At 38.3% G+C, this 19,672-nt stretch carries 20 protein-coding genes; 14 read left to right on the top strand and 6 right to left on the bottom strand.

The window, feature by feature from the left end; genetic code table 11:
• Positions 1-9: 9 nt before the first annotated feature.
• The 3 genes from QZ574_RS11460 to QZ574_RS11450 form a co-directional block, all read right to left on the bottom strand.
• The gene (locus QZ574_RS11460; protein WP_297089628.1) at positions 10-354 is read right to left on the bottom strand and encodes a translation initiation factor; all 345 of its coding nucleotides are present in this window, start codon (positions 352-354) and stop codon (positions 10-12) included.
• 1 nt (position 355) lies between these two features.
• Positions 356-736: a hypothetical protein gene (locus QZ574_RS11455; protein WP_297089627.1), complete on the bottom strand. Its 381-nt coding sequence runs from the start codon at positions 734-736 to the stop codon at positions 356-358.
• A 79-nt stretch (positions 737-815) separates the two neighbouring features.
• On the bottom strand, positions 816-1,328 hold the full coding sequence (locus QZ574_RS11450) for a DUF6702 family protein (protein ID WP_297089626.1): 513 nt from the start codon (positions 1,326-1,328) through the stop codon (positions 816-818).
• A 35-nt stretch (positions 1,329-1,363) separates the two neighbouring features.
• Between QZ574_RS11450 and QZ574_RS11445 the strand changes: the two genes are divergently transcribed.
• Entirely contained in the window at positions 1,364-1,942 is a 579-nt protein-coding gene (locus tag QZ574_RS11445; RefSeq protein WP_297089625.1) for a HupE/UreJ family protein, read from the top strand.
• 135 nt (positions 1,943-2,077) lie between these two features.
• The gene (locus QZ574_RS11440; protein WP_297089624.1) at positions 2,078-4,396 is read left to right on the top strand and encodes a M1 family metallopeptidase; all 2,319 of its coding nucleotides are present in this window, start codon (positions 2,078-2,080) and stop codon (positions 4,394-4,396) included.
• Between the two features lie 85 nt (positions 4,397-4,481).
• On the opposite strand, the gene QZ574_RS11435 is transcribed toward QZ574_RS11440, so the two are convergent.
• The 3 genes from QZ574_RS11435 to folP all read right to left on the bottom strand — a co-directional run bounded on the left by QZ574_RS11435 (position 4,482) and on the right by folP (position 7,242).
• On the bottom strand, positions 4,482-5,432 hold the full coding sequence (locus QZ574_RS11435) for a nitronate monooxygenase (RefSeq protein WP_297089623.1): 951 nt from the start codon (positions 5,430-5,432) through the stop codon (positions 4,482-4,484).
• A gap of 131 nt (positions 5,433-5,563) precedes the next feature.
• A complete protein-coding gene (gene cdaA / locus QZ574_RS11430) occupies positions 5,564-6,364 on the bottom strand; it encodes a diadenylate cyclase CdaA (protein ID WP_297089622.1) in 801 nt (266 codons plus the stop codon).
• A complete protein-coding gene (folP, locus tag QZ574_RS11425; RefSeq protein ID WP_297089621.1) occupies positions 6,364-7,242 on the bottom strand; it encodes a dihydropteroate synthase in 879 nt (292 codons plus the stop codon). The genes cdaA and folP overlap by 1 nt, the downstream gene beginning before the upstream one ends.
• Positions 7,243-7,433: 191 nt before the next feature.
• Here folP and QZ574_RS11420 point away from each other — a divergent pair, with 191 nt between their 5' ends.
• From QZ574_RS11420 to QZ574_RS11365, 12 genes are all read left to right on the top strand, one after another.
• The gene (locus tag QZ574_RS11420; RefSeq protein ID WP_297089620.1) at positions 7,434-7,979 is read left to right on the top strand and encodes a DUF1599 domain-containing protein; all 546 of its coding nucleotides are present in this window, start codon (positions 7,434-7,436) and stop codon (positions 7,977-7,979) included.
• A gap of 8 nt (positions 7,980-7,987) precedes the next feature.
• A complete protein-coding gene (locus QZ574_RS11415; protein WP_297089619.1) occupies positions 7,988-9,115 on the top strand; it encodes a BT_3928 family protein in 1,128 nt (375 codons plus the stop codon).
• A gap of 179 nt (positions 9,116-9,294) precedes the next feature.
• Positions 9,295-10,053, top strand: a complete 759-nt coding sequence (gene tpiA / locus QZ574_RS11410) for a triose-phosphate isomerase (RefSeq protein WP_297089618.1) — start codon at positions 9,295-9,297, stop codon at positions 10,051-10,053.
• A 226-nt stretch (positions 10,054-10,279) separates the two neighbouring features.
• On the top strand, positions 10,280-10,729 hold the full coding sequence (locus QZ574_RS11405) for a hypothetical protein (protein WP_297089617.1): 450 nt from the start codon (positions 10,280-10,282) through the stop codon (positions 10,727-10,729).
• Positions 10,730-10,746: 17 nt separating this feature from the next.
• Positions 10,747-11,307, top strand: coding sequence for a sigma-70 family RNA polymerase sigma factor (locus tag QZ574_RS11400; RefSeq protein ID WP_297089616.1), 561 nt, complete (start codon positions 10,747-10,749; stop codon positions 11,305-11,307).
• A 4-nt stretch (positions 11,308-11,311) separates the two neighbouring features.
• Positions 11,312-11,824, top strand: a complete 513-nt coding sequence (locus QZ574_RS11395) for a hypothetical protein (RefSeq protein ID WP_297089615.1) — start codon at positions 11,312-11,314, stop codon at positions 11,822-11,824.
• A 93-nt stretch (positions 11,825-11,917) separates the two neighbouring features.
• Positions 11,918-12,256 (top strand): hypothetical protein, encoded by a 339-nt coding sequence (locus QZ574_RS11390; RefSeq protein ID WP_297089614.1) that lies wholly within the window; start codon positions 11,918-11,920, stop codon positions 12,254-12,256.
• An 81-nt stretch (positions 12,257-12,337) separates the two neighbouring features.
• Positions 12,338-14,263 carry a 4Fe-4S binding protein gene (locus QZ574_RS11385; RefSeq protein WP_297089613.1) on the top strand — a complete coding sequence of 642 codons (1,926 nt, stop codon included), beginning with the start codon at positions 12,338-12,340 and terminating at the stop codon, positions 14,261-14,263.
• A gap of 27 nt (positions 14,264-14,290) precedes the next feature.
• Positions 14,291-16,672 carry a hypothetical protein gene (locus tag QZ574_RS11380; RefSeq protein WP_297089612.1) on the top strand — a complete coding sequence of 794 codons (2,382 nt, stop codon included), beginning with the start codon at positions 14,291-14,293 and terminating at the stop codon, positions 16,670-16,672.
• Between the two features lie 93 nt (positions 16,673-16,765).
• Positions 16,766-17,656, top strand: coding sequence for an ABC transporter ATP-binding protein (locus QZ574_RS11375; protein WP_297089611.1), 891 nt, complete (start codon positions 16,766-16,768; stop codon positions 17,654-17,656).
• Between the two features lie 84 nt (positions 17,657-17,740).
• Complete coding sequence (locus QZ574_RS11370) at positions 17,741-18,409, top strand: hypothetical protein (protein WP_297089610.1); 669 nt, start codon at positions 17,741-17,743, stop codon at positions 18,407-18,409.
• A gap of 1 nt (position 18,410) precedes the next feature.
• A complete protein-coding gene (locus tag QZ574_RS11365) occupies positions 18,411-19,646 on the top strand; it encodes a DUF4857 domain-containing protein (protein ID WP_297089609.1) in 1,236 nt (411 codons plus the stop codon).
• Positions 19,647-19,672: the final 26 nt, after the last annotated feature.

The raw sequence follows: 19,672 nt of genomic DNA, 5'->3' as shown, positions 1-19,672 counted from the left end.
GGGCTTTTTTTATCCCCCCGAGCGTTTTACTTTGTAGCCATCGGCTTTAAGCAACTCCACTACTCGTGTACAAAAGTCGCCCTGAATAAGAATTTCACCATCTTTAACCGTGCCGCCTACTCCACATTTCGACTTCAGCTTTTTACCTAAGTCTTTTAAATCGTTTTCCGCACCTTCAAATCCGGTTACCAATGTTACGGCTTTTCCTTTGCGTTTTTTACGGTCGAGCATTACCCGCAGATTCTGCTGTTTTGCCGGCAATGTTTCCTGCTCTTCTTCTTTTTCCTGATCGTATTGAAAATCGGGATTGGTTGAAAAAACCACCCCTAAACGTTCTTTCCAGTCGTTCGACATATTACCTCCATAAAATAATTAAACATCCTGTAAAATAAGCCACTACCCAAAAAAAGTATGCTGCTTTGGTAAATTTTATATGCTTGTTGGTAGCTTTACTGTCCAATCCGTTTTTGTAATATACTTTCCAACACCAAACCGCATCAACCAGCATAATTAAAAATGCAGCAGCCCCCAGAAATCCGTGTAATGTAAAAGGCGTACCCCGGGCTCCAAATACCATTAAAACAATGGCAGCAATATCGAACAGAATACCCATGGTTAAAAAAATGAGCACAATATTTCCGACAATTTTAAATCGTACTAAGGAAATACTGCCAATTCCATAGGCCAAAAACGACAGGGTTATAATAAAAGCTCCAACAATTGCTAACGGATTCATTTTTAAGCTTATTTAATTAGCAAAGTTAAATTTATCTGGCACAAAACCTTACTCTACTCCAATAAGTGTAATTGCAGTTTTAGTTTTCTTTAAATTCAAGTGTTCCTGTTGTTTTTCTTATATCCAACAAAAGGTTCTTTATAATTCCATTTTTACTAAGCTGAATAATATTGCGTTGGTCAGAATATACCTCTGTTAATAAAGTACAATCCACTTCAAACTTGTCAAAATCGCTTACACCAGATGCTTCCAAATAAATCCAAACCACTTCTTTTTCTACTTCTTTTCCGATAAAATAATAGGGAACATGCGTGTTATGAACGGTAAAATATATTTTATTTTTTAGGTATGAAAATATAAATTCATCTGTGCGTTCATTCTCTTTTGCCTCACCCAGGTAGAGTTTTTTATGTCCCTCTTGTTCTAAAGCCAGGAGCAGGTCATCGGCAAATACTTTCAACGATATTTCCAGCGAACGGTTCTGTTCATTGTAATCAACCTGGCAAATACTCACATAAAACGGATGCGAATACGCTGAAATAGTAGCAAAAAGAATAAAACTCAGAGAAACAAATATTTTATTTAAATTCATGCCCTTCAAAATTATGGGGCAAAAATAAAAATTTTATGAGTTTATTCGAGTTGTACCTCAAGCTGGGTTTTAAACATATCATAGACATTAACGGTTACGACCATATTGTATTTGTTCTGGTACTGTGCGCCGGGTATAGTATTATTCAATTCAAAAAAGTGCTGATACTTATTACCGCATTTACATTGGGGCACTCTGTAACCCTTGCATTATCAACGCTTAATATTTTAACAATTTCACCAGCACTTATCGAGTTTCTTATTCCTGCCACAATTGGAGCCACGGCAATTGCCAATGTTTTGCCGGTTAAAGCCAAAAACAACCGTTTTGTGTACATTCTCACGTTGTTTTTTGGGCTTATTCATGGCATGGGTTTTTCCAATTACCTGAAAGAACTGCTCGGACGTGAGTCAAATATTCTAAGCCCACTACTGGCATTCAACATTGGACTCGAGCTTGGTCAGATTGTAATTCTACTGGTGTATTTTGCACTACTTTTTTTAAGTGTGAACCTATTTCGGGTAAAAGCTGATTTTTGGCGAATTTTTGTTTCAGGAATGGCTTTCGGAATTGCTGTGGTTCTATTAATAAAAACAGCTCCGACACTCTTTTGATTGAACTCATTTTCAAACAAAACAACACAAGTTTTAACAATAAGTAATTTTTATGGTAAAAAGTACAAGAACTATAAACAATTGCTACTTTTGTATCTATCATTTTGATAACAACACCAAGGGTTTAACTGCATAATGAAAAAAATCTGTTTTATTATTGGCTTTTTAATATTTTCTGGCACACTTTTAATTGCTCAGGAAAACACGAATAAAAATAAATTCAGACAACTAAAACAAGAATTGGCAACCCCGAATGTATACCGCACAGCATCGGGGGCTCCCGGCCATGAATACTGGCAACAAAAGGCTGATTATAAAATCGACATTCGGCTTGATGACGAAAACCAACGTATTTTTGGCGAAGAAATAGTTACCTACCACAACCAATCACCCGACGTGCTAAAATACATTTGGCTGCAACTCGATCAGAATATGCGGGCAATGGATTCTGACACGTATAAAACAATGACAGCCGGACTTAGCGAACGTGTTTCATACAGGCAGCTAAAAAGAATGATGCCTGATTTTGATGGTGGTTTTAAACTGGATTATGTGCGCGACATTAATGGAAACGACCTGCCGTCAACAGTTAATAAAACAATGATGCGCATTGATTTGCCGCAGCCGCTGCAGCCCGGAAACACTTTCTCGTTTAAAGTAAAATGGTGGTACAATATTAACAACCGAATGACAGATGGAGGCCGCTCGGGTTACGAATATTTTGAAAATGAGGACAATTACATTTATACGATAGCCCAGTTTTATCCGCGAATGGCCGTATATAATGAAGTTGAAGGCTGGCAACACAAACAGTTTTTAGGTACAGGAGAATTTACACTGCCTTTTGGCGATTACGAAGTAAGTATAACGGTTCCGGCTGATCATATTGTTGGAACAACAGGACTTATTCAAAACACCAGCGAAGTTTTAACCGATGAGCAGCAAAAGCGTTTTAATAAAGCAAAACAAGCTGATGCGCCAGTTTTTATTGTTTCGCAGGAGGAAGCTGAAAAAGCAGAAAAAGCGAAAGCAAAAAAAGAAAAAACATGGGTATTTAAAGCCGAAAACGTGCGCGACTTTGCCTTTGCCAGCTCACGGAAATTTATTTGGGATGCCATGGCAGTACCATTTGACGACCGCACGGTGTTGGCTATGTCGTTTTACCCCAAAGAAGGCAACCCGCTTTGGGAACAATACTCAACCCGGGTGGTAGCTCATACTCTAAAAACATACTCAAAATTTACTTTTGATTATCCATACCCCGTAGCCATTTCGGTACATACCGACAGAATTGGGATGGAATACCCAATGATTTGTTTTAACGGAAGCCGTCCGGAAAGTGATGGAACCTATAGCAAACGCACCAAATATGGAATGATTGGCGTTATTATACATGAAGTTGGCCATAATTTCTTCCCGATGATTGTAAACTCCGACGAGCGCCAATGGACCTGGATGGACGAGGGCTTAAACACATTTGTGCAGTTTTTAACGGAACAGGAATGGGAGCCCAACTACCCTTCCTCTAAAGGATTTGCAAGCACTATAGTTCCTTATATGCGTGGTGACAAGAACTTTATTTCGCCCGTAATGACCAACTCCGAATCGGTGTGGAACCTTGGCAGCAACGCCTATTCAAAACCGTGTGTGGCATTAAATATTTTGCGAGAAACAGTTATGGGCCGCGAATTATTTGATTATGCCTTTAAAGAATATGCCCAACGCTGGATGTTTAAGCACCCAACCCCGGCCGACTTTTTCCGAACAATGGAAGATGCATCGGGAGTTGATCTTGATTGGTTTTGGCGGGGGTGGTTTTACACCACCGATCATTGCGATATTGCCATTGACCGGGTAAAATGGTATCAGGCAAGCACTAAAAATCCCGAGATTGAAAAGCCTTTGCAGGAAAGTACAGAGGAGGTAGCAAACAGTTCCATCACAAAAATCAGAAACAAACAGGCCGCCGGTGAAACTTACCTGTCGCAAAACCCTGTAGCTGAAGACTTTTACACCCACCACAACCCTTACGAGGTTACTGAAAAAGACAAGGAACAGTACAACAAATTTCTAAAAAGTTTAACTACTGAAGAGCGTCAACTATTAGGCGCAAATCTTAATTTCTATCAAATTGATTTCAAAAACATTGGAGGCCTTGTTATGCCTTTGGTAATAAAGTTTGAATTTATTGATGGAACAGAAGAGATTCAACGCATACCGGCAGAAATCTGGCGGAAAAACAACGTAGAAATATCGAAAGTTTTTATGTTTGATAAAGAAGTTAGCCAAATATCGCTCGACCCCTACCTTGAGACTGCCGATACGGATTTAAACAATAACTTCTGGCCGGAGAAAAAACAAGCTACTCGTTTCGAACTGTATAAATCGAGGTATGGAAGAGGCAGGTACTCCGGAGGTTCAAATCCCATGCAGCAAACCAGGGAAGAAAAATAGCCTAACCACGGTTCATATATATTCAAAAGGAAGCAATCTTTTTTAGCATTGCTTCCTTTTCTAATTCTATTATCGATAAACTAGCTTAGAAATTAAATTTTCCCTGCTCTGCCTGTTTACGTGCAGCTTCGTAGCCGCTTACAATATTTTCCATTATGGTAGCAACGGGTAAAATACCGTCCAGCATCGCCGACACCTGGCCTATTTCCAATTCGCCTTCTTGCAAATTGCCCTCGAACATTCCTTTTTTTGCACGACCACGACCCAATAATTCGCGTAAGGCTTCAACCGACATACCAGCTTTTTCGGCAGCATCAACCTGCTCAAAAAAGTTATTCTTTACCAAACGTGTTGGTGCTAACTTTTTCAATGCAAGTTTTGTTCCTCCTTCACCCAATTCTGTTACCAGCTTTTTAAAATCAATGTGTGCTGATGATTCTTCTGAAACGGCAAAAGCAGAACCGATCTGCACGCCATCGGCTCCCAAAAGCATAGCAGCCAGCATTGCCTGCCCCGAGCCAATTCCACCAGCAGCCAGCAAGGGCAAACGTGTAGCTTTTCGAACGGCCGGAATAAGTGTCATGGTTGTAGTTTCTTCGCGGCCATTGTGCCCGCCGGCCTCAAAACCTTCAGCAACTATAGCGTCAACACCTGCGTCTTCGCATTTGGCAGCAAAAAACGAGCTCGACACCACATGCGCTACGGTAATTCCCTTGTCCTTTAACCAACTGGTCCATTTTTTCGGACTTCCGGCCGAAGTAAAAACCACAGGTACCTCATGAGCGGCAATAATGTCCATAATCCGTTCGGTTTCAGGGTACAACAAAGGCACATTTACACCAAACGGTTTTGTGGTAGCCGCCTTCGTCTTCACAATGTGTTCCTCAAGGGTTTCGGGGTGCATTGAGCCTGCCCCCAAAAGGCCTAAACCGCCACTGTTGCTTACGGCCGAGGCTAATTTCCATCCGGAACACCATACCATACCGCCCTGAATTATCGGATATTTTATATCGAATAGTTTACAAATAAGATTCATAGTTATTTATTTAAATTGTGGGCAAAGTTAAAATTTCGGATGGCAAGAAAAGCAAATTGTCGCTTATTAACTGTAAAAAAAGGGGAAACATAAACATGCATTATGTCTATGCATTTTTGTTGTAAATAAAATTAAAGGACAGAGGCTTCTTCCTCCTCAATAATATTTTCTTCCAAAATCTGAACAAGTGTTTCTTTTGAAACCCGACGCCGAATTTCACCACTTTGTGCCACCGATATTGACCCGCGTTCTTCGGAGACAATAATACACAAGGCATCCGAGCTTTCAGTCATCCCCACCGCTGCTCTGTGGCGCAAACCCAGGGCTTTATCAAGCTCTTTTTGTGTTAAGGGTAGGATACAACCAGCTGCTACAAGCCGGTTACCTTTTATGATAATCGCGCCATCGTGTAAGGGCGAATTTTTAAAAAATATAGTTCGTATTAGTGCCGAAGATATTTTTGCATTTATTTTTTCTCCGGTGTTAACCTGATCTGCCAACTCGCTCTTCTTCGAAATGACAATTAAAGCTCCGGTTTTTGTTTTTCCCATGGCCACACAAGCATCAACAATATTATCAATTTGATGGTGGTTAATACTTTTTGTTTTTCCCTGGTTAAACAGTTTATCGAGCATCAGTATTTTATTCAGGTTGTAATTTGTGCCAATAAAAACTAAAAATTTTCGGATTTCGGGGTGAAAAACAATAATTAGCGCCAGTACCCCCACCCCAATAAACTGCCCCATGATGGAGCCGAGCAGCTCCATATTTAAGGCCCGAACAATGAGCCACACCAGGTATAACGAAAAAAGACCAATAACAATATTAAAAGCTACCGTTCCTTTAATTAAACGATAAAGCTGGTACAATAAAAATGCAACCAATAAAATATCGAGAATATCAAGAAACCGTATGGTAATAAATGCCAGCATTATATTATTGTTGCTTTAATTTCACAAAATATTTTCACGGCTTCAACAGCTTCTTTCACATCGTGAACGCGAAGAATATCGGCTCCTCCCATTAAGGCCAGTGTATTTGCAACCGATGTACCATTAAGCGCAGTTTCAGGAGTAACATCAAGTGCTTTCCAAATCATCGATTTGCGGCTTAAGCCTACCATAACCGGCAATTGAAAAACTTTTAACGAATCAAGACGATTCAGTAACTCAAAGTTATGATCAACCGTTTTTCCAAAGCCAAATCCCGGATCGAGTATTACTTCCTTAACGCCTAATTTATTTAGCTTTTTAACTCTTTCTGCAAAATATTGCGATACCTCCTTTATTAAATCCTCGTATTCCGGGTTATCTTGCATGTTTTGGGGTGTACCCTTTATGTGCGACAAAATGTAAGGCATTTGCAATTTACCAACAGTTTCAAACATTTTCGAATCAAGTGTTCCTCCCGAAATATCATTAATAATAATTGGACCAATTTCATCGATAACGCGAACGGCTACCCATGAACGAAAGGTATCAACCGAAATTACAATCTCGGGAAATGCAGTTCGTAAGGCTTTTACCGCCGGCAGCAGCCGTGTTAATTCTTCTTTTGTTGAAACAGGTTTTGAACCGGGTCGAGTTGAAACAGCACCAATATCAATGATACCGGCCCCTTCTGCAATCATTTGCTCAACAGCTTTTAACATGACTGATTCATCCTCCATCTTTCCTCCATCGTAAAACGAATCGGGCGTAATGTTAACTATTCCGGCCACCACCGGTATCGATAAATCTAATTCTTTTTCTCCCAGATGTAACGTATTGTTTCGCTTAAGGAACTTACCCGCTGACTGCGTAATCAACATAAGAACTTGGCTTTTATGTTTAACAAATCATTAACGAACTATTAATTCTCGTTAACTACAAATGTAGAATAAAACAGGCCAAATTTGCCATTTTTTAATACTTTTATCGGTCAAATTTAGCGAACATAACTACGTACAGCGTGTTGGTAAAAACGTATAATAGGCTGTAAAAAGATAAAAGACAGAAAATAATGGACAAAACAAATAAGCAATACGACCAGGTAATTTCCATTTGCCGAAATATTTTTTCACAAAAAATGACAGATTATGGCACGGCCTGGCGAATTTTGCGTCCCACCTCTTTAACCGATCAGATTTATATTAAGGCTCAACGTATTCGCAGTATTGAAGAAAAAGGCGTAACAAAAGTTGGAGAGGGTGTAAAACCTGAATTTATAGGAATTATTAATTACTGCATTATGGGCTTAATTCAACTGGAGCTGGGGCCCTCTGACGAAGAAATACCAAATAGCAAAATTCAGGAATTGTACGACACGTACTTTGAGCAAGCAAAAAAACTGATGATGGACAAAAACCACGATTATGGCGAAGCCTGGCGAAATATGCGCATCAGTTCTTACACCGATCTTATTTTAATGAAAATTCAGCGCACCAAACAAATAGAAGACAATAAAGGCAAAACTTTAATATCAGAAGGTATTGATGCCAACTACATGGACATGATAAACTATGCCGTTTTTGCCATGATAAAAATTGAATTTGAAAACGAAGAATAATTTCCACTATGAATATTGTTAAACAACTCTCCCGTATACTATTCGGTATTATTTTCATATTCTCGGGCTTTGTAAAAGGTATCGATCCCTGGGGCTCGGCCTATAAGTTTACCGATTATTTTAATGCACTGGGAATGGAATGGCTGTTATGGGCTGCCTTTCCGCTTGGGGTTATTCTTGCCTTTGCCGAATTTGCCATTGGCGTAGCCTTTTTATTTAACTGGTGGATGCGTTTATTTTCGTGGTTAGGCTTATTGTTTATGGCTTTTTTTACGCCTCTAACACTTTGGATAGCCATAAAAAATCCGGTAACCGATTGTGGTTGTTTTGGCGATGCACTGGTACTTACGAACTGGGAAACGTTTTACAAAAACATTGTTTTTATTACGCTTGCCATTATTGTAACAGTTAACCGCAACTGGTTTGCCGAAAAGGTAAAAAACAAACTTCCGGCAATGCTTAGCATGGGAGTTTTTATCGTCTATTTTGGTTTTGTTTATTACTCGTACAATCATTTGCCGCTATTCGATTTCAGGCCTTTCAAAATTGGCACAAACATTCCCGAAGCCATGAGCACACCTGAAGATGCACCACAAGAAATTTATGAGAACATTTTTTATTACAAAAACAAAAATACCGGAGATGTTAAAGAGTTTTCGGAAGAAAATTATCCGTGGCAAGATACGTTAAACTGGGAATATCATGATATGGAGTCGATTCTGGTGCAGGAAGGCTATGAACCACCCATACATGACTTTACTTTTGAAACAATAGATGGCGAGGATATAAAAGACTTTTTTATTTACGACGAAAATTATGTTTTTATGTTGGTGGCCCACGACCTGGCCAAATCCAGTACAAAAAATCAGGAAGAAATAAATGCTTTGGCTAATTGGGCACTGGAGCAAGGACTCTCGTTTATTTGTCTCACATCAACACTGCACGACGAGGCCTTACAGTTTGCTGAAAACCATGGCGCACCCTACGAGTTTTTTAACTGTGATGAAATTACACTAAAAACGATTATTCGCTCTAACCCGGGACTGATGCTTATTAAAGACGGAACAATTTTGGGCAAATGGCATTATAACGACATCCCTTCATCTGAAATTATTGGTGAGACATTTGGTTTGTAGTTTACACCTTCATTATTCTGTTTTGAGGTAAGGCTACATCCTTAATTTATCTTGAAGTACATATAAATAAACAAATAGTTAATTGTAATTATCCATTATTTTCATTGCCCCCGATATCAATTATTTCGGTTAAATTTGTGTGCAATTTTTGAATATCTAATAAACTAAAATTCAATAAAATGAGACAAAAGATAGTTGCAGGTAACTGGAAGTGTAACACCAATTTACAAGAAGGTGTTGAATTGGCAAAAGCAGTTGATGCCGTTGTTGCAAGTGAAGGTGCCGATGATGTTGTAGTAGTTTTGGGAACTCCATTTACCCATATAACAAAAGTTGTTGAAACGGTTAATACAGAAAGAATTGGCGTTGCCGCACAAAATTGTGCAGCCGAAGCCAAAGGTGCTTTCACCGGTGAAGTTTCTGCAGCCATGGTAAAATCAACAGGTGCCGAGTATGTAATTTTAGGACACTCAGAGCGTCGTGAATACTATGGAGAAACCAGTGAAATACTTAACAAAAAAGTTGCCCTGGCGCTTGAAAACGGACTAACTCCGATATACTGCTGTGGTGAAGCTTTGGATATTCGTGAAGCAAATACTCACAACGAATATGTTGTTAACCAATTGGAAGAAACAGTATTTCAACTTTCTGCTGACGATTTCAAAAAAATAGTAATTGCCTACGAACCAATCTGGGCAATCGGTACTGGTGTTACTGCTAGTTCGGAGCAAGCTCAGGATATGCATGCGAACATTCGTGCTGCAATTACTGCTAAATTCGGTGAAGAAGTTGCAGAAGGAACTTCAATCCTTTACGGTGGTAGCTGTAAACCAAGCAACGCAAAAGAACTTTTCGCCAACAAAGACGTTGACGGTGGTTTAATTGGTGGTGCATCGCTAAAAGCTGAAGACTTTATTGGAATCATCAACGGATTCTAAAAAAAACAACATAATATATCAACAAAAGCCATTTTCGAATATGTTTCGGAAATGGCTTTTTTGTTAACAAAAATCCACCTCCAGTTTGATTTAAACTGATATTTGCTACTTTTATACCTGATCTAAAAACAGCTAACCGACATCCACATCGGCAACTGCTTTATTTTACAATATTTTAGATACGATTAAGATCAAATTTTATTTTGAATTTATAAATCTTTTGTTCATGAAAAAACTAGCATTCTTTTCAATTTTGTTAACCACCCTGAGTTTATTTAGTTGTAATTCATCAAACAAATCCGAAGAAATTGCTTCGTATACTTATGAAGAAAAAAGTATGGAAATGAGTGATGAGCTAAAAGCTCTTATTCCTGAATGGGTTGAGGAGGGAACAGTTTGCTATGGACTGATGATACAACTAAGTTCTGATAATAAACCCGTACGAGCCCGACCAATTAAAGCCAAAGTGGTGCAAATTAATGAGAACGCTATAAAAATGAAAGCGTTGGAAAGCGTTAAAATGGCAGAAATAAAGAGTTGTTCTAAATTTTTGGTTACCAAAGGCGAAACCTGGGATGAAAAAGAAGGACAGTTATACTTAACACTGGAAGAAGCCATTAATGCCTTAAAAGAAATGAACCTTTACATCATTGGCGATAAAGTTACTGTTGACTAACAACGTAAACAAACGAGATGACGGACAGTCAACTCATAGAACAAATTCGGGGAAATAATGATCTTGCTTTCAGGGCTCTTATCATTAAATATAAAAACCTTGTATACAATACAGTTTTTCGTTTAGTGCAGAACTCAGAGGATGCAGAAGATCTCTTTCAGGATGTTTTTCTCGAAATTTTTAAATCATGCGAGGCCCTTAGGTTTGAAGAAGACCTTACGGTTTGGATTTATAAAATTGCTTACAATAAATCAATCAGTTTTTTACGTCGTAAAAATCCGGCCAAAGCAGGCACTAACCACATTGAAAACGACCATCCCCATCTTCTGCTGATTGATAAAAACCACCCGGAAAAACAACTGGAACAAAAGGAAAACGTAACCATCCTTTACCAACTAATCGACCAACTTCCTGACAACCAGAAAAAAGTATTACTCCTGCACAAATTTGAAGGTCTTTCTCAAAAAGAAATCTGCAAGCAGCTGCATATGTCCGAACATTCGGTAGAATCGCTCATTTACCGTGCACGAAAAAATCTCAAACTTAAGCTTATTACGTATTTTAAACTTAATTCCTGACAAAATGGAAAAGAAACAAAAATCATTAAAGTGGCTCAATATTTTTTTATTGCTCATAAACTTATCGGCATTTACCACCTTTTTGGTTATGAACCAAAGCGGAGAACCTGATGCGGAGGTTAATGATGTATACAAGTCGGATGAATACCTGAAACAAAGACTTAACCTTACTGATGAGCAATTTAAACTGGTAATTGAAATGGATCAGAAAGTATTCAGAAACTACCAGGTTTTAATCGATATTCAGTGCGAAACAAACTTCAATTTGATAAAAGAACTGTCTTCGCCCGAACCTTCAGAAGAAAAAATGAAAGAATTAACCGAAAAATTAGGCACTTATCATACCGCTATAAAACGACAAACGGTTAAGCATTTTCAGAATGTAAAAAGCATATGCGAACCACCCCAGATAGAGCTACTTAACAATTTACTTATAGAAATGATGGAAGCAGGCGACCAGTGTCAGTATTGTAACAAGCAAGACTGCTCAAGAAGAAAAATAATTGAAGAAATTTAATTTTTTTTCATTTGCTGCGCCGGATTCTATTTTAATTTTCGTCTTAATAGATAAGAATAAATTAAAAACCGAAAGTAAAACAGAAAGATTACTGTGAAAACTGAAAGTAACAATCCTGATTTTAATGCAATTTCAGCTAGCGACAAATTGCTTGAGGTACTCGATTTTATGGCTCCGGCACCTGGCGAGTTGGTAGAAAAAGTAATGCAGAAAAAGGACAGGATTACTCATGTTTATGATAGGAGCATCGATTATTCGAAATATTTTCAAATTTCAGTAGTTTTTGTTGCAGCCATTCTTATTGGTGTGCTTATGGGTAAAAATGCCAACAAGGTATTTGCACAAAAAAAGCAGAACACCAATAAAAAAGCACTGATCGAACTTCGCGACATTCACCACCTTTCTGAAACTAATTCGTTTGGTTTATTCTGAATTATTGAATATTACTTAAACTTAGTTTATCTAATATTTTTATTTTTGTTTAATCAACCTGCGCTTACGCGCACATCTATTATGAAACCAAAAACCAAAAGCACCAACTGGCCACGTTTAACAGTCCAGTGGGGCGTATTAGCTTTTATTCTTGTACTGGCATTTTTGCCCGACTTAACAAAAATAAATACCCCCGATTTTGAAGCTTACTGCCCGTTCGGAGGCATGCAGGCATTGGGAAGTTATCTTCTAAGTCAGGCGCTCTCTTGCACAATGACGAGTGCCCAAATTGTAATGGGAGTTCTCCTTTTTATAGGCGTTCTTTTGTTTAGTAAACTTTTCTGTTCATATATTTGCCCTATCGGAACGGTTAGCGAATGGCTTGGAAACCTCGGCGATAAGCTTAAAATAAGGTTTACCATAAAAGGAATTACAGACAAAATTCTACGGTCTTTAAAATATATCCTCTTATACATCACCCTGTATTATACGCTTCAATCAAACGAATTATTCTGTAAGAAATTTGATCCCTACTTTGCACTGGCTTCAGGCTTTAATACTGATGTTGTGGTTCAGTTTGCAATTATTTCTATTGTTTTGGTTGTGGTTGGATCAATTTTTATTCGATTGTTCTGGTGTAAATACCTCTGCCCGCTGGGTGCTATCTCCAATATTTTTAAGTTTTCAGTATTCTTTGTTACTATTTTGCTTGTGTACATAATTATACTAAAGCTTGGCATAGCAATAAGTTACGTATGGCCTCTGGCTATTGCATGCGCCGGAGGTTTTGCGTTGGAACTCCGTTCATTGCAAAGTAAAATTACTCCACTGGCAAAAATTACACGAAGCGAAAGCACGTGTACAAGCTGTCAGTTATGTACTAAAAAATGCCCGCAGGCGATTGATGTGGCAAGCGTAAAAACAGTTAAACATGTTGATTGTAATCTTTGTGGTGACTGTTTATTGGTTTGCCCTGTAAAAAATACCCTGAGTATTAATAAGCAACCTAAATTAAAACGACTTCCGGTTATAGCTACCACCTTACTGGTTGTTACAGGAATCTTACTTGGAAATGTATGGGAAGTTCCAACAATCGACCAGAAATGGGCAGAGACTGAAGTGATAAACGATGCTGCCGTTTTTTCAATGTCGGGCCTGAAAAATATCAAATGCTATGGCAGTTCAGTGGCATTTGCTAACCAAATGAAACGCGTTGAAGGTGTTTATGGAGTTGCCACATATGTAAAACATCGCCGGGTAAAAATTTATTACGACAACAGTATTCTTGATGAAGAAAAATTACAGAAAGAACTATTTACGCCGCAAAGAACCATTTTTAAAACACTCCCGGCAGATGCGCAACAAGTCTTTGTCATTTCATTACAACTGGAAAACTTCTTCGACAGCTACGATTTTAACTACTTAAGTCATATGGTTAGAAAGGAAACAAATGCTGTTGGAATGATTTCTGAATTTGCATGTCCGGTAATTGTAAAAATCTTCTTCCCTGAAGAAATTCTGCAAAAAAATGAATTAATCAACTTAATCGAAAGCAAAACATTCGTTTTTGAAACAACGGCCGGTCCGCAAGAAATTGATTTGGGATACGAAGTAGCTGTTGATCCGGAATTCTTTACTACCGGCATGCCGGAGTACGCAAAAATGATGTTCACCCCGTTCGACCGGACATTTAACTACAGAAACAATTACTCCGATGATGTAGTAAGTACCTATACATTTTCATTGGGTAATAACAACAGAGTACGAAACAGGCTTTCCTACCTTGTCAGTCATCTTTCAAACGATAACGGCATTGTAGAGTTTCAAACAAAACTTGATGAAAGCTTCAAAGAAGTAATTGAGATCTCTTATGTTGACACAATGACAAATATTTACGATATTAATGCTTCAATTATGGCCGATTCGTTAACGATAACCTATTCGAGCGGAAAAACCGGAAAAGTAAAGAACATGTTTGATTTTTCGGAAGAAATCAATAAGCAATAAATAATAATTACAATAAAAACTGTGCGTATGAAAAACTTTACCTTCTCTATTCTTTTAATTTTTGCGGCACTCATTGGTAGTGCCCAAACGGCAACCTTTGACTGGGTTAAAGATACCGTGTCTGCAGGCAATACTTTGCAAGGAATGTCAATTAACACTGTTGATGGTTCCGCTGTCTTAATTGGATACGACAATACCTTTCTGAAATCAGAAGACAATGGAACAAACTGGCATACTAAAACAATGTTTAGCCCAGTATATGATTTTATAGGAATGGCTCAAGCTGAAGATGTTGTTTTTATATCTTCCAGAAGAGAAAAAGTAATTGATCATCCATCCGGAGGATATCCGGACGTTTATGTTTCCGGTGTTTTACTAAAAAGTACCAATATGGGAGCAAGTTGGGAAGCACTTGACATTAACGCTGCTGGCTTTGGCGATGATGTTACCGTAAATCCTAATGCTGACGGTGGTTATGCTAAAGATGTATACGCCATTGGCGCATTAAATAAAGATACAATAATTGGCTATGCCGGTTGGTACGATCAGACATCAGGGAGTAAAGTTTCACGAGGTGCGGTTTTTAGAACAAATAACGGAGGATCTACCTGGTGGAAGCTAACACCGGATTTAGGTTCGAAAATTATTAGTTGTGTTGAAGTAAAAGATTCAATTGCTGCTTTTGGTGGCTATAAGAACATGTTTGTAACCAACCTTATTACTGATTCGGTTACCAACATCTACGATAGCTTGGTAGCGGCTGGTACTGATGATAACATTTTTGTAAACAACATTACATTTACAACCCCTCAAAGTTTTTATGTATCCACTGTTTCTGATGGAATATTTAAAACGGAGGATACAGGAAATACATTTATAAAATTATCGGAAATTACCGGAGTAAATGATTTATTTGTCATTAACGATTCTACATTAATAACTTTGGGAAGTTCTTCAAAATCGAAAATTTCAACCGATAATGGCTTAACCTGGGTTGATTGCTACCCGGGAGCTACCTGTTATAAAATTGGGGGAATAATGGCAGACACACTGTATGGAATGGCCATTGATGTTGCGTATAAATGTGCGGTTAGCGATATAATAGCAAGAAATCCGGTGTGGTCAACAGTTAATGTTTTTGAAGGCGAAAACCGGCTTCAAAAAATGGCAGTATACGGAACTGACAAAGCCGTGATTGCCGGATATGGCACAAACTGTAAATATACTACTGATGGTGGATTGACATGGTCAAAATCAACTTTACCAAATGACTATCTTGAGGATCTGGAATTCGATTTTAACGACATTAGCTCATGCGGCGATGATGCTTTTGCTACCGTTCGACGGTATAAAATAGCAGATATGTCTGACATAGACTCGGTACAAGACCTTTACATGGAAGGTTTACTCATAAAAACCGAAGACAATTGGGAAACATCAATAATCCTTGATGCATCAAAAATAGGTGCAGAAGAAAGCGCAGATCCTACTTTAAATCCACAACTGGATGAATGCTGGGGATTTAATCCTTATACTGTTGAATGTGTGGATGCAACCATTGCATATGTTTGGGGCAACTGGTACGAAGATGTAACCGAAGGTAAAAAGAAAGACAGAAGCCGGGTCTTTAAAACAATTGATGGTGGAGATTCGTGGATAGGAATAACACCGGATTTTGGCAACTCATACGTGAACGACATTGAATTTAAGGGAGATACTGGCTTTATTGTTGGTAACAAGATTTTATGGCGTACAGACGATGCCGCAACTTCATTCATCGATCTATATCCCAATATGGTTGCGGCAAACGATGGAGACAGCAGTATATTCCTTAAAAGAATACACATGATTTCTACACAGGAATTCTATATCCCAACAACCACCGATGGAGTATTTTTCACAACAGATGGAGGCGAAACATTTACCAAATTTGAGGGTGTTGCCGGCACTAATGACATTATAAAACTTGATGCAAATTCGTTCCTATGTATGGGAACTACATCAAAATCGTATTTTACGAACGATGCCGGAGCAACGTGGCAAAATCCATCTGCCGGAACAACAGTTTACAGCATCGGTGGAATTATGGACGATAAGCTGTTCGCACTGGCAAAAGGAGTTCTGTTTAATATTGCACTGGCAAATCTTGAACTCAAAACCGCCATACCAACACTGTACACCAAAGCAGAACTAAATGTTGCTTATACACCAACAAGTATCGATTTAATTTCAACTGATGGTGAAATTGAGCTTTGTTCGATGTATACAATCAGTGGTAAATTAGTTTTACAGGCTGAACCAAACAACAGTGTTTTCAGACTGAATAACAACCAGTTCCAAACAGGAATTTATATCGTAAATTCTGTTGTTGAAGGCAAGCGCTATGTAAACAAAATTGCATTCAGATAAAAATCCATATACTATGTCGTCCTGAATCCGTCATTTGGCGGACAGGCCGGCAATAGTTAATTTGGTTACCACAATTAGACAATACTCCACCTTATGAGCAACAATGCAATAGAGTGTAACAACCTCACCCACTATTATGGTAAAAAACTGGTTTATGAAAACCTCAACATTCATGTTAAAGAGGGAAGTATTCTGGGACTCTTAGGAAAAAACGGGGCAGGAAAAACCACCACAATAAATATTTTGAATGGTTTTCTGCAACCACGTAGTGGTGAATGTTTAATCTATGGAGAAAACACCCAACACCTGACACCCAAAAATAAATCGAGAATCGGGTTCCTCATTGAAGGTCATGTTCAGTATGCATTTATGAACATCCACCAAATTGAGAAATTCTACTCCGGTTTTTACGAGAAGTGGGACAATGAACCCTATTGGGAACTCATGTCGAAATTAAAAGTAACGCCTACACAAAAGATATCGACCATGTCGTGCGGACAACGCTCGCAGGTGGCACTGGGACTAATATTGGCACAGGATCCTGATTTACTGATACTCGACGATTTTTCTATGGGGCTCGATCCGGGATACCGACGTTTATTTATTGATTATTTGCGCGAATATGCAAAATCAAAAAATAAAACCATTTTCACCACATCACACATTATTCAAGACATGGAACGATTGATTGACGATGTGTTGATTATGGATTACAATCGTGTATTAACCCAACGAAATGTGCACGAGTTTATGAGAGAATTCAAGCAAATAGCATTGGAAGTTGAAAATCATTCTATCGATTTGTCTGATGAAGATTTTGTAGCCAATTTCGAAAAGGTAAATAACAAAGTAGAAATTTACACCTACGAATCGGCTTCGTTTGTAAAAAACTTCCTAGAAAAAAACGGCATTGTACATCATAATTTCAGAGAAGTTGAAATGGGCCTGGAAGATGCTTTTATTGGCCTGACCGGAAAATATTAAAAAAGACAGAAGTGGGAGGCCGGAAATCGGAAGTAGCACAACTTCAGATCTTGAGCATCAAACTTCGGACTTATTAAAATAAATATGTGGAAATCAGTGGTTTATAAAGAATGGATTAAAACCCGATGGTTTGTAATTCTATATGCAGTATTGGGATTAAGTTTTATTGCTTATCCCTTTTTAAACGTTCAACGCGATTTTAAATTTAGCGATGCCAACAATTATTGGTACACCATAATGTTTATGGGGGTAAGCTATTTTGGTTCGCTTAAATTTGTGCCTGTACTTGGAGCACTGGCAATCTCAGTTGCACAGTACTTTCCCGAAACGGTTAGTAAACGAATTAAACTAACCTTTCACCTTCCGATAAATGAAAACCGTGTTCTGCTAATGATGATGCTTTACGGCTCAATTTGTCTTGTAACATGTTACATTATTCAGCTGGCTGTTTTTCTGGGATTAAGTTGCATTTATTTCCCATCAGATATTGTTATGCCGGCAATGACATCTGTCACTCCCTGGTTTCTGGCAGGTTTTGCGGCCTATTATCTGGCAGCTTTAATTGTATTAGAGCCCGTATGGAAATACCGAATGGCCTACCTTCTTGTCACCGGAACATTTGTCCCGTTATTTTTTCAATCGGCCTCAACAGGAGCTTATGAGCCCGTAAATTTGGCCTTGGCATTTTTGGTAATAATCATTAGTATTTCGTTGTTGTTTTCAGGATATCGATTTAGAAAAGGAGAAATGTAAAATGGTAAAACTTAGCAGGTATTTTTTAGTAATTATAGCCATCATCGGATTTGGAATTGCACTACCCAAATTGTACTGGGTAGCATTTTCGCACCCCATTCGGGCACCATTTATTCAATACAGTTGTGTCGACCATGATTTTATGCTTCTTCGTTCGCAAGATGGAGTTTCACGAACAAATTCTGAAGGAACCACATTTACACGCGAAGAATACGAAAATAAACTTCCATTAATGTACACCCGCCAGCTGTTAATGAATAACACCATGCCAGATACAATTGATGGGGTTGAAATGGATATGCATGAAATAAGTGCAAACCGATCAACATTCAGAGTACGGCCACGTGAAATTGATGCACCACAGCCTACCCTCTTCCCTCTTTTCGAATCACAATCGGGGCGTGCCAACCTGGAAATGCCAAGCGATTTTTTTAGAATCATATGGCGAATGGAGTTCATCGATGCCGAATCGAATAAAATAGATGAAGAAAAAAGCCGGATGTTTTCGGCAGTGCTCTATAAAAGAGGATTTAAGTTTCCTGCAAAATCAATTAATGGGCTGCCAACCACCAGAAAATCATGTGATGAAGGTTATCTGATTGTGGATTCTGAAGATCAGTTATTTCATTTAAAAATGATAAAAGGAGAGCCCTTTGTCAAAAAGGTTGAAATTCCTGACGGACTTAAATTCAGGTGGATCAGCTGTGTCGATTTTAAAGATAAATTTTACTACGCTTACTTATTTTCGACCGATAACGAGGTGTACGTATTAACCCAATACGATTACATGTTGGTAAAATTGGATGTTGAAAATATTAATCCTGAAGAAAACGAAATACGCATTTACGGAGACCTGTTTAATTATAACATAATAAGTACGGGCGAAGGCGAGATTACATCGCAGGTTCTTAACAAAGACTATAAAAAGGTAGATGAATACAAGGAAAGCTGGCCCGTTCGTGACGAACGTTCTGAGGGGAAAGTTGCCCAGTTTATATTTCCTGCTCAACTTAAAATGAGAGACAGTAATTCTAGCTTTGTACGCTTCTTTTTCGAAGCCAATAAATCATTTAACTGGATTATTTTGAGTCTGCTTTTAATGCTTGTCCAGTTTTTTATTATTCGAAAAAGAAAAGAAAACATAAAAAATCAACTGGTTGATTTTGCTATAATTGCAGCTACCGGTATATTTGGATTTATTGCGGTCAATTTTTTTCCCAATAAGTTTTTCAAGTAATTGAACAAAGGTAAAATCAAACACTA

It is taken from the genome of uncultured Draconibacterium sp. (assembly GCF_913063105.1).
GTDB lineage: Bacteria > Bacteroidota > Bacteroidia > Bacteroidales > Prolixibacteraceae > Draconibacterium.
This window is presented reverse-complemented; position numbering and strand designations above follow the sequence as displayed.

Coding starts and splice junctions, on each gene's coding strand:
- QZ574_RS11460 (WP_297089628.1), bottom strand. CDS start 354: ATGTCGAACGACTGGAAAGAACGTTTAGGGGTGGTTTTTTCAACCAAT.
- QZ574_RS11455 (WP_297089627.1), bottom strand. CDS start 736: ATGAATCCGTTAGCAATTGTTGGAGCTTTTATTATAACCCTGTCGTTT.
- QZ574_RS11450 (WP_297089626.1), bottom strand. CDS start 1,328: ATGAATTTAAATAAAATATTTGTTTCTCTGAGTTTTATTCTTTTTGCT.
- QZ574_RS11445 (WP_297089625.1), top strand. CDS start 1,364: ATGAGTTTATTCGAGTTGTACCTCAAGCTGGGTTTTAAACATATCATA.
- QZ574_RS11440 (WP_297089624.1), top strand. CDS start 2,078: ATGAAAAAAATCTGTTTTATTATTGGCTTTTTAATATTTTCTGGCACA.
- QZ574_RS11435 (WP_297089623.1), bottom strand. CDS start 5,432: ATGAATCTTATTTGTAAACTATTCGATATAAAATATCCGATAATTCAG.
- cdaA (WP_297089622.1), bottom strand. CDS start 6,364: ATGCTGGCATTTATTACCATACGGTTTCTTGATATTCTCGATATTTTA.
- folP (WP_297089621.1), bottom strand. CDS start 7,242: ATGTTGATTACGCAGTCAGCGGGTAAGTTCCTTAAGCGAAACAATACG.
- QZ574_RS11420 (WP_297089620.1), top strand. CDS start 7,434: ATGGACAAAACAAATAAGCAATACGACCAGGTAATTTCCATTTGCCGA.
- QZ574_RS11415 (WP_297089619.1), top strand. CDS start 7,988: ATGAATATTGTTAAACAACTCTCCCGTATACTATTCGGTATTATTTTC.
- tpiA (WP_297089618.1), top strand. CDS start 9,295: ATGAGACAAAAGATAGTTGCAGGTAACTGGAAGTGTAACACCAATTTA.
- QZ574_RS11405 (WP_297089617.1), top strand. CDS start 10,280: ATGAAAAAACTAGCATTCTTTTCAATTTTGTTAACCACCCTGAGTTTA.
- QZ574_RS11400 (WP_297089616.1), top strand. CDS start 10,747: ATGACGGACAGTCAACTCATAGAACAAATTCGGGGAAATAATGATCTT.
- QZ574_RS11395 (WP_297089615.1), top strand. CDS start 11,312: ATGGAAAAGAAACAAAAATCATTAAAGTGGCTCAATATTTTTTTATTG.
- QZ574_RS11385 (WP_297089613.1), top strand. CDS start 12,338: ATGAAACCAAAAACCAAAAGCACCAACTGGCCACGTTTAACAGTCCAG.
- QZ574_RS11380 (WP_297089612.1), top strand. CDS start 14,291: ATGAAAAACTTTACCTTCTCTATTCTTTTAATTTTTGCGGCACTCATT.
- QZ574_RS11375 (WP_297089611.1), top strand. CDS start 16,766: ATGAGCAACAATGCAATAGAGTGTAACAACCTCACCCACTATTATGGT.
- QZ574_RS11370 (WP_297089610.1), top strand. CDS start 17,741: ATGTGGAAATCAGTGGTTTATAAAGAATGGATTAAAACCCGATGGTTT.
- QZ574_RS11365 (WP_297089609.1), top strand. CDS start 18,411: ATGGTAAAACTTAGCAGGTATTTTTTAGTAATTATAGCCATCATCGGA.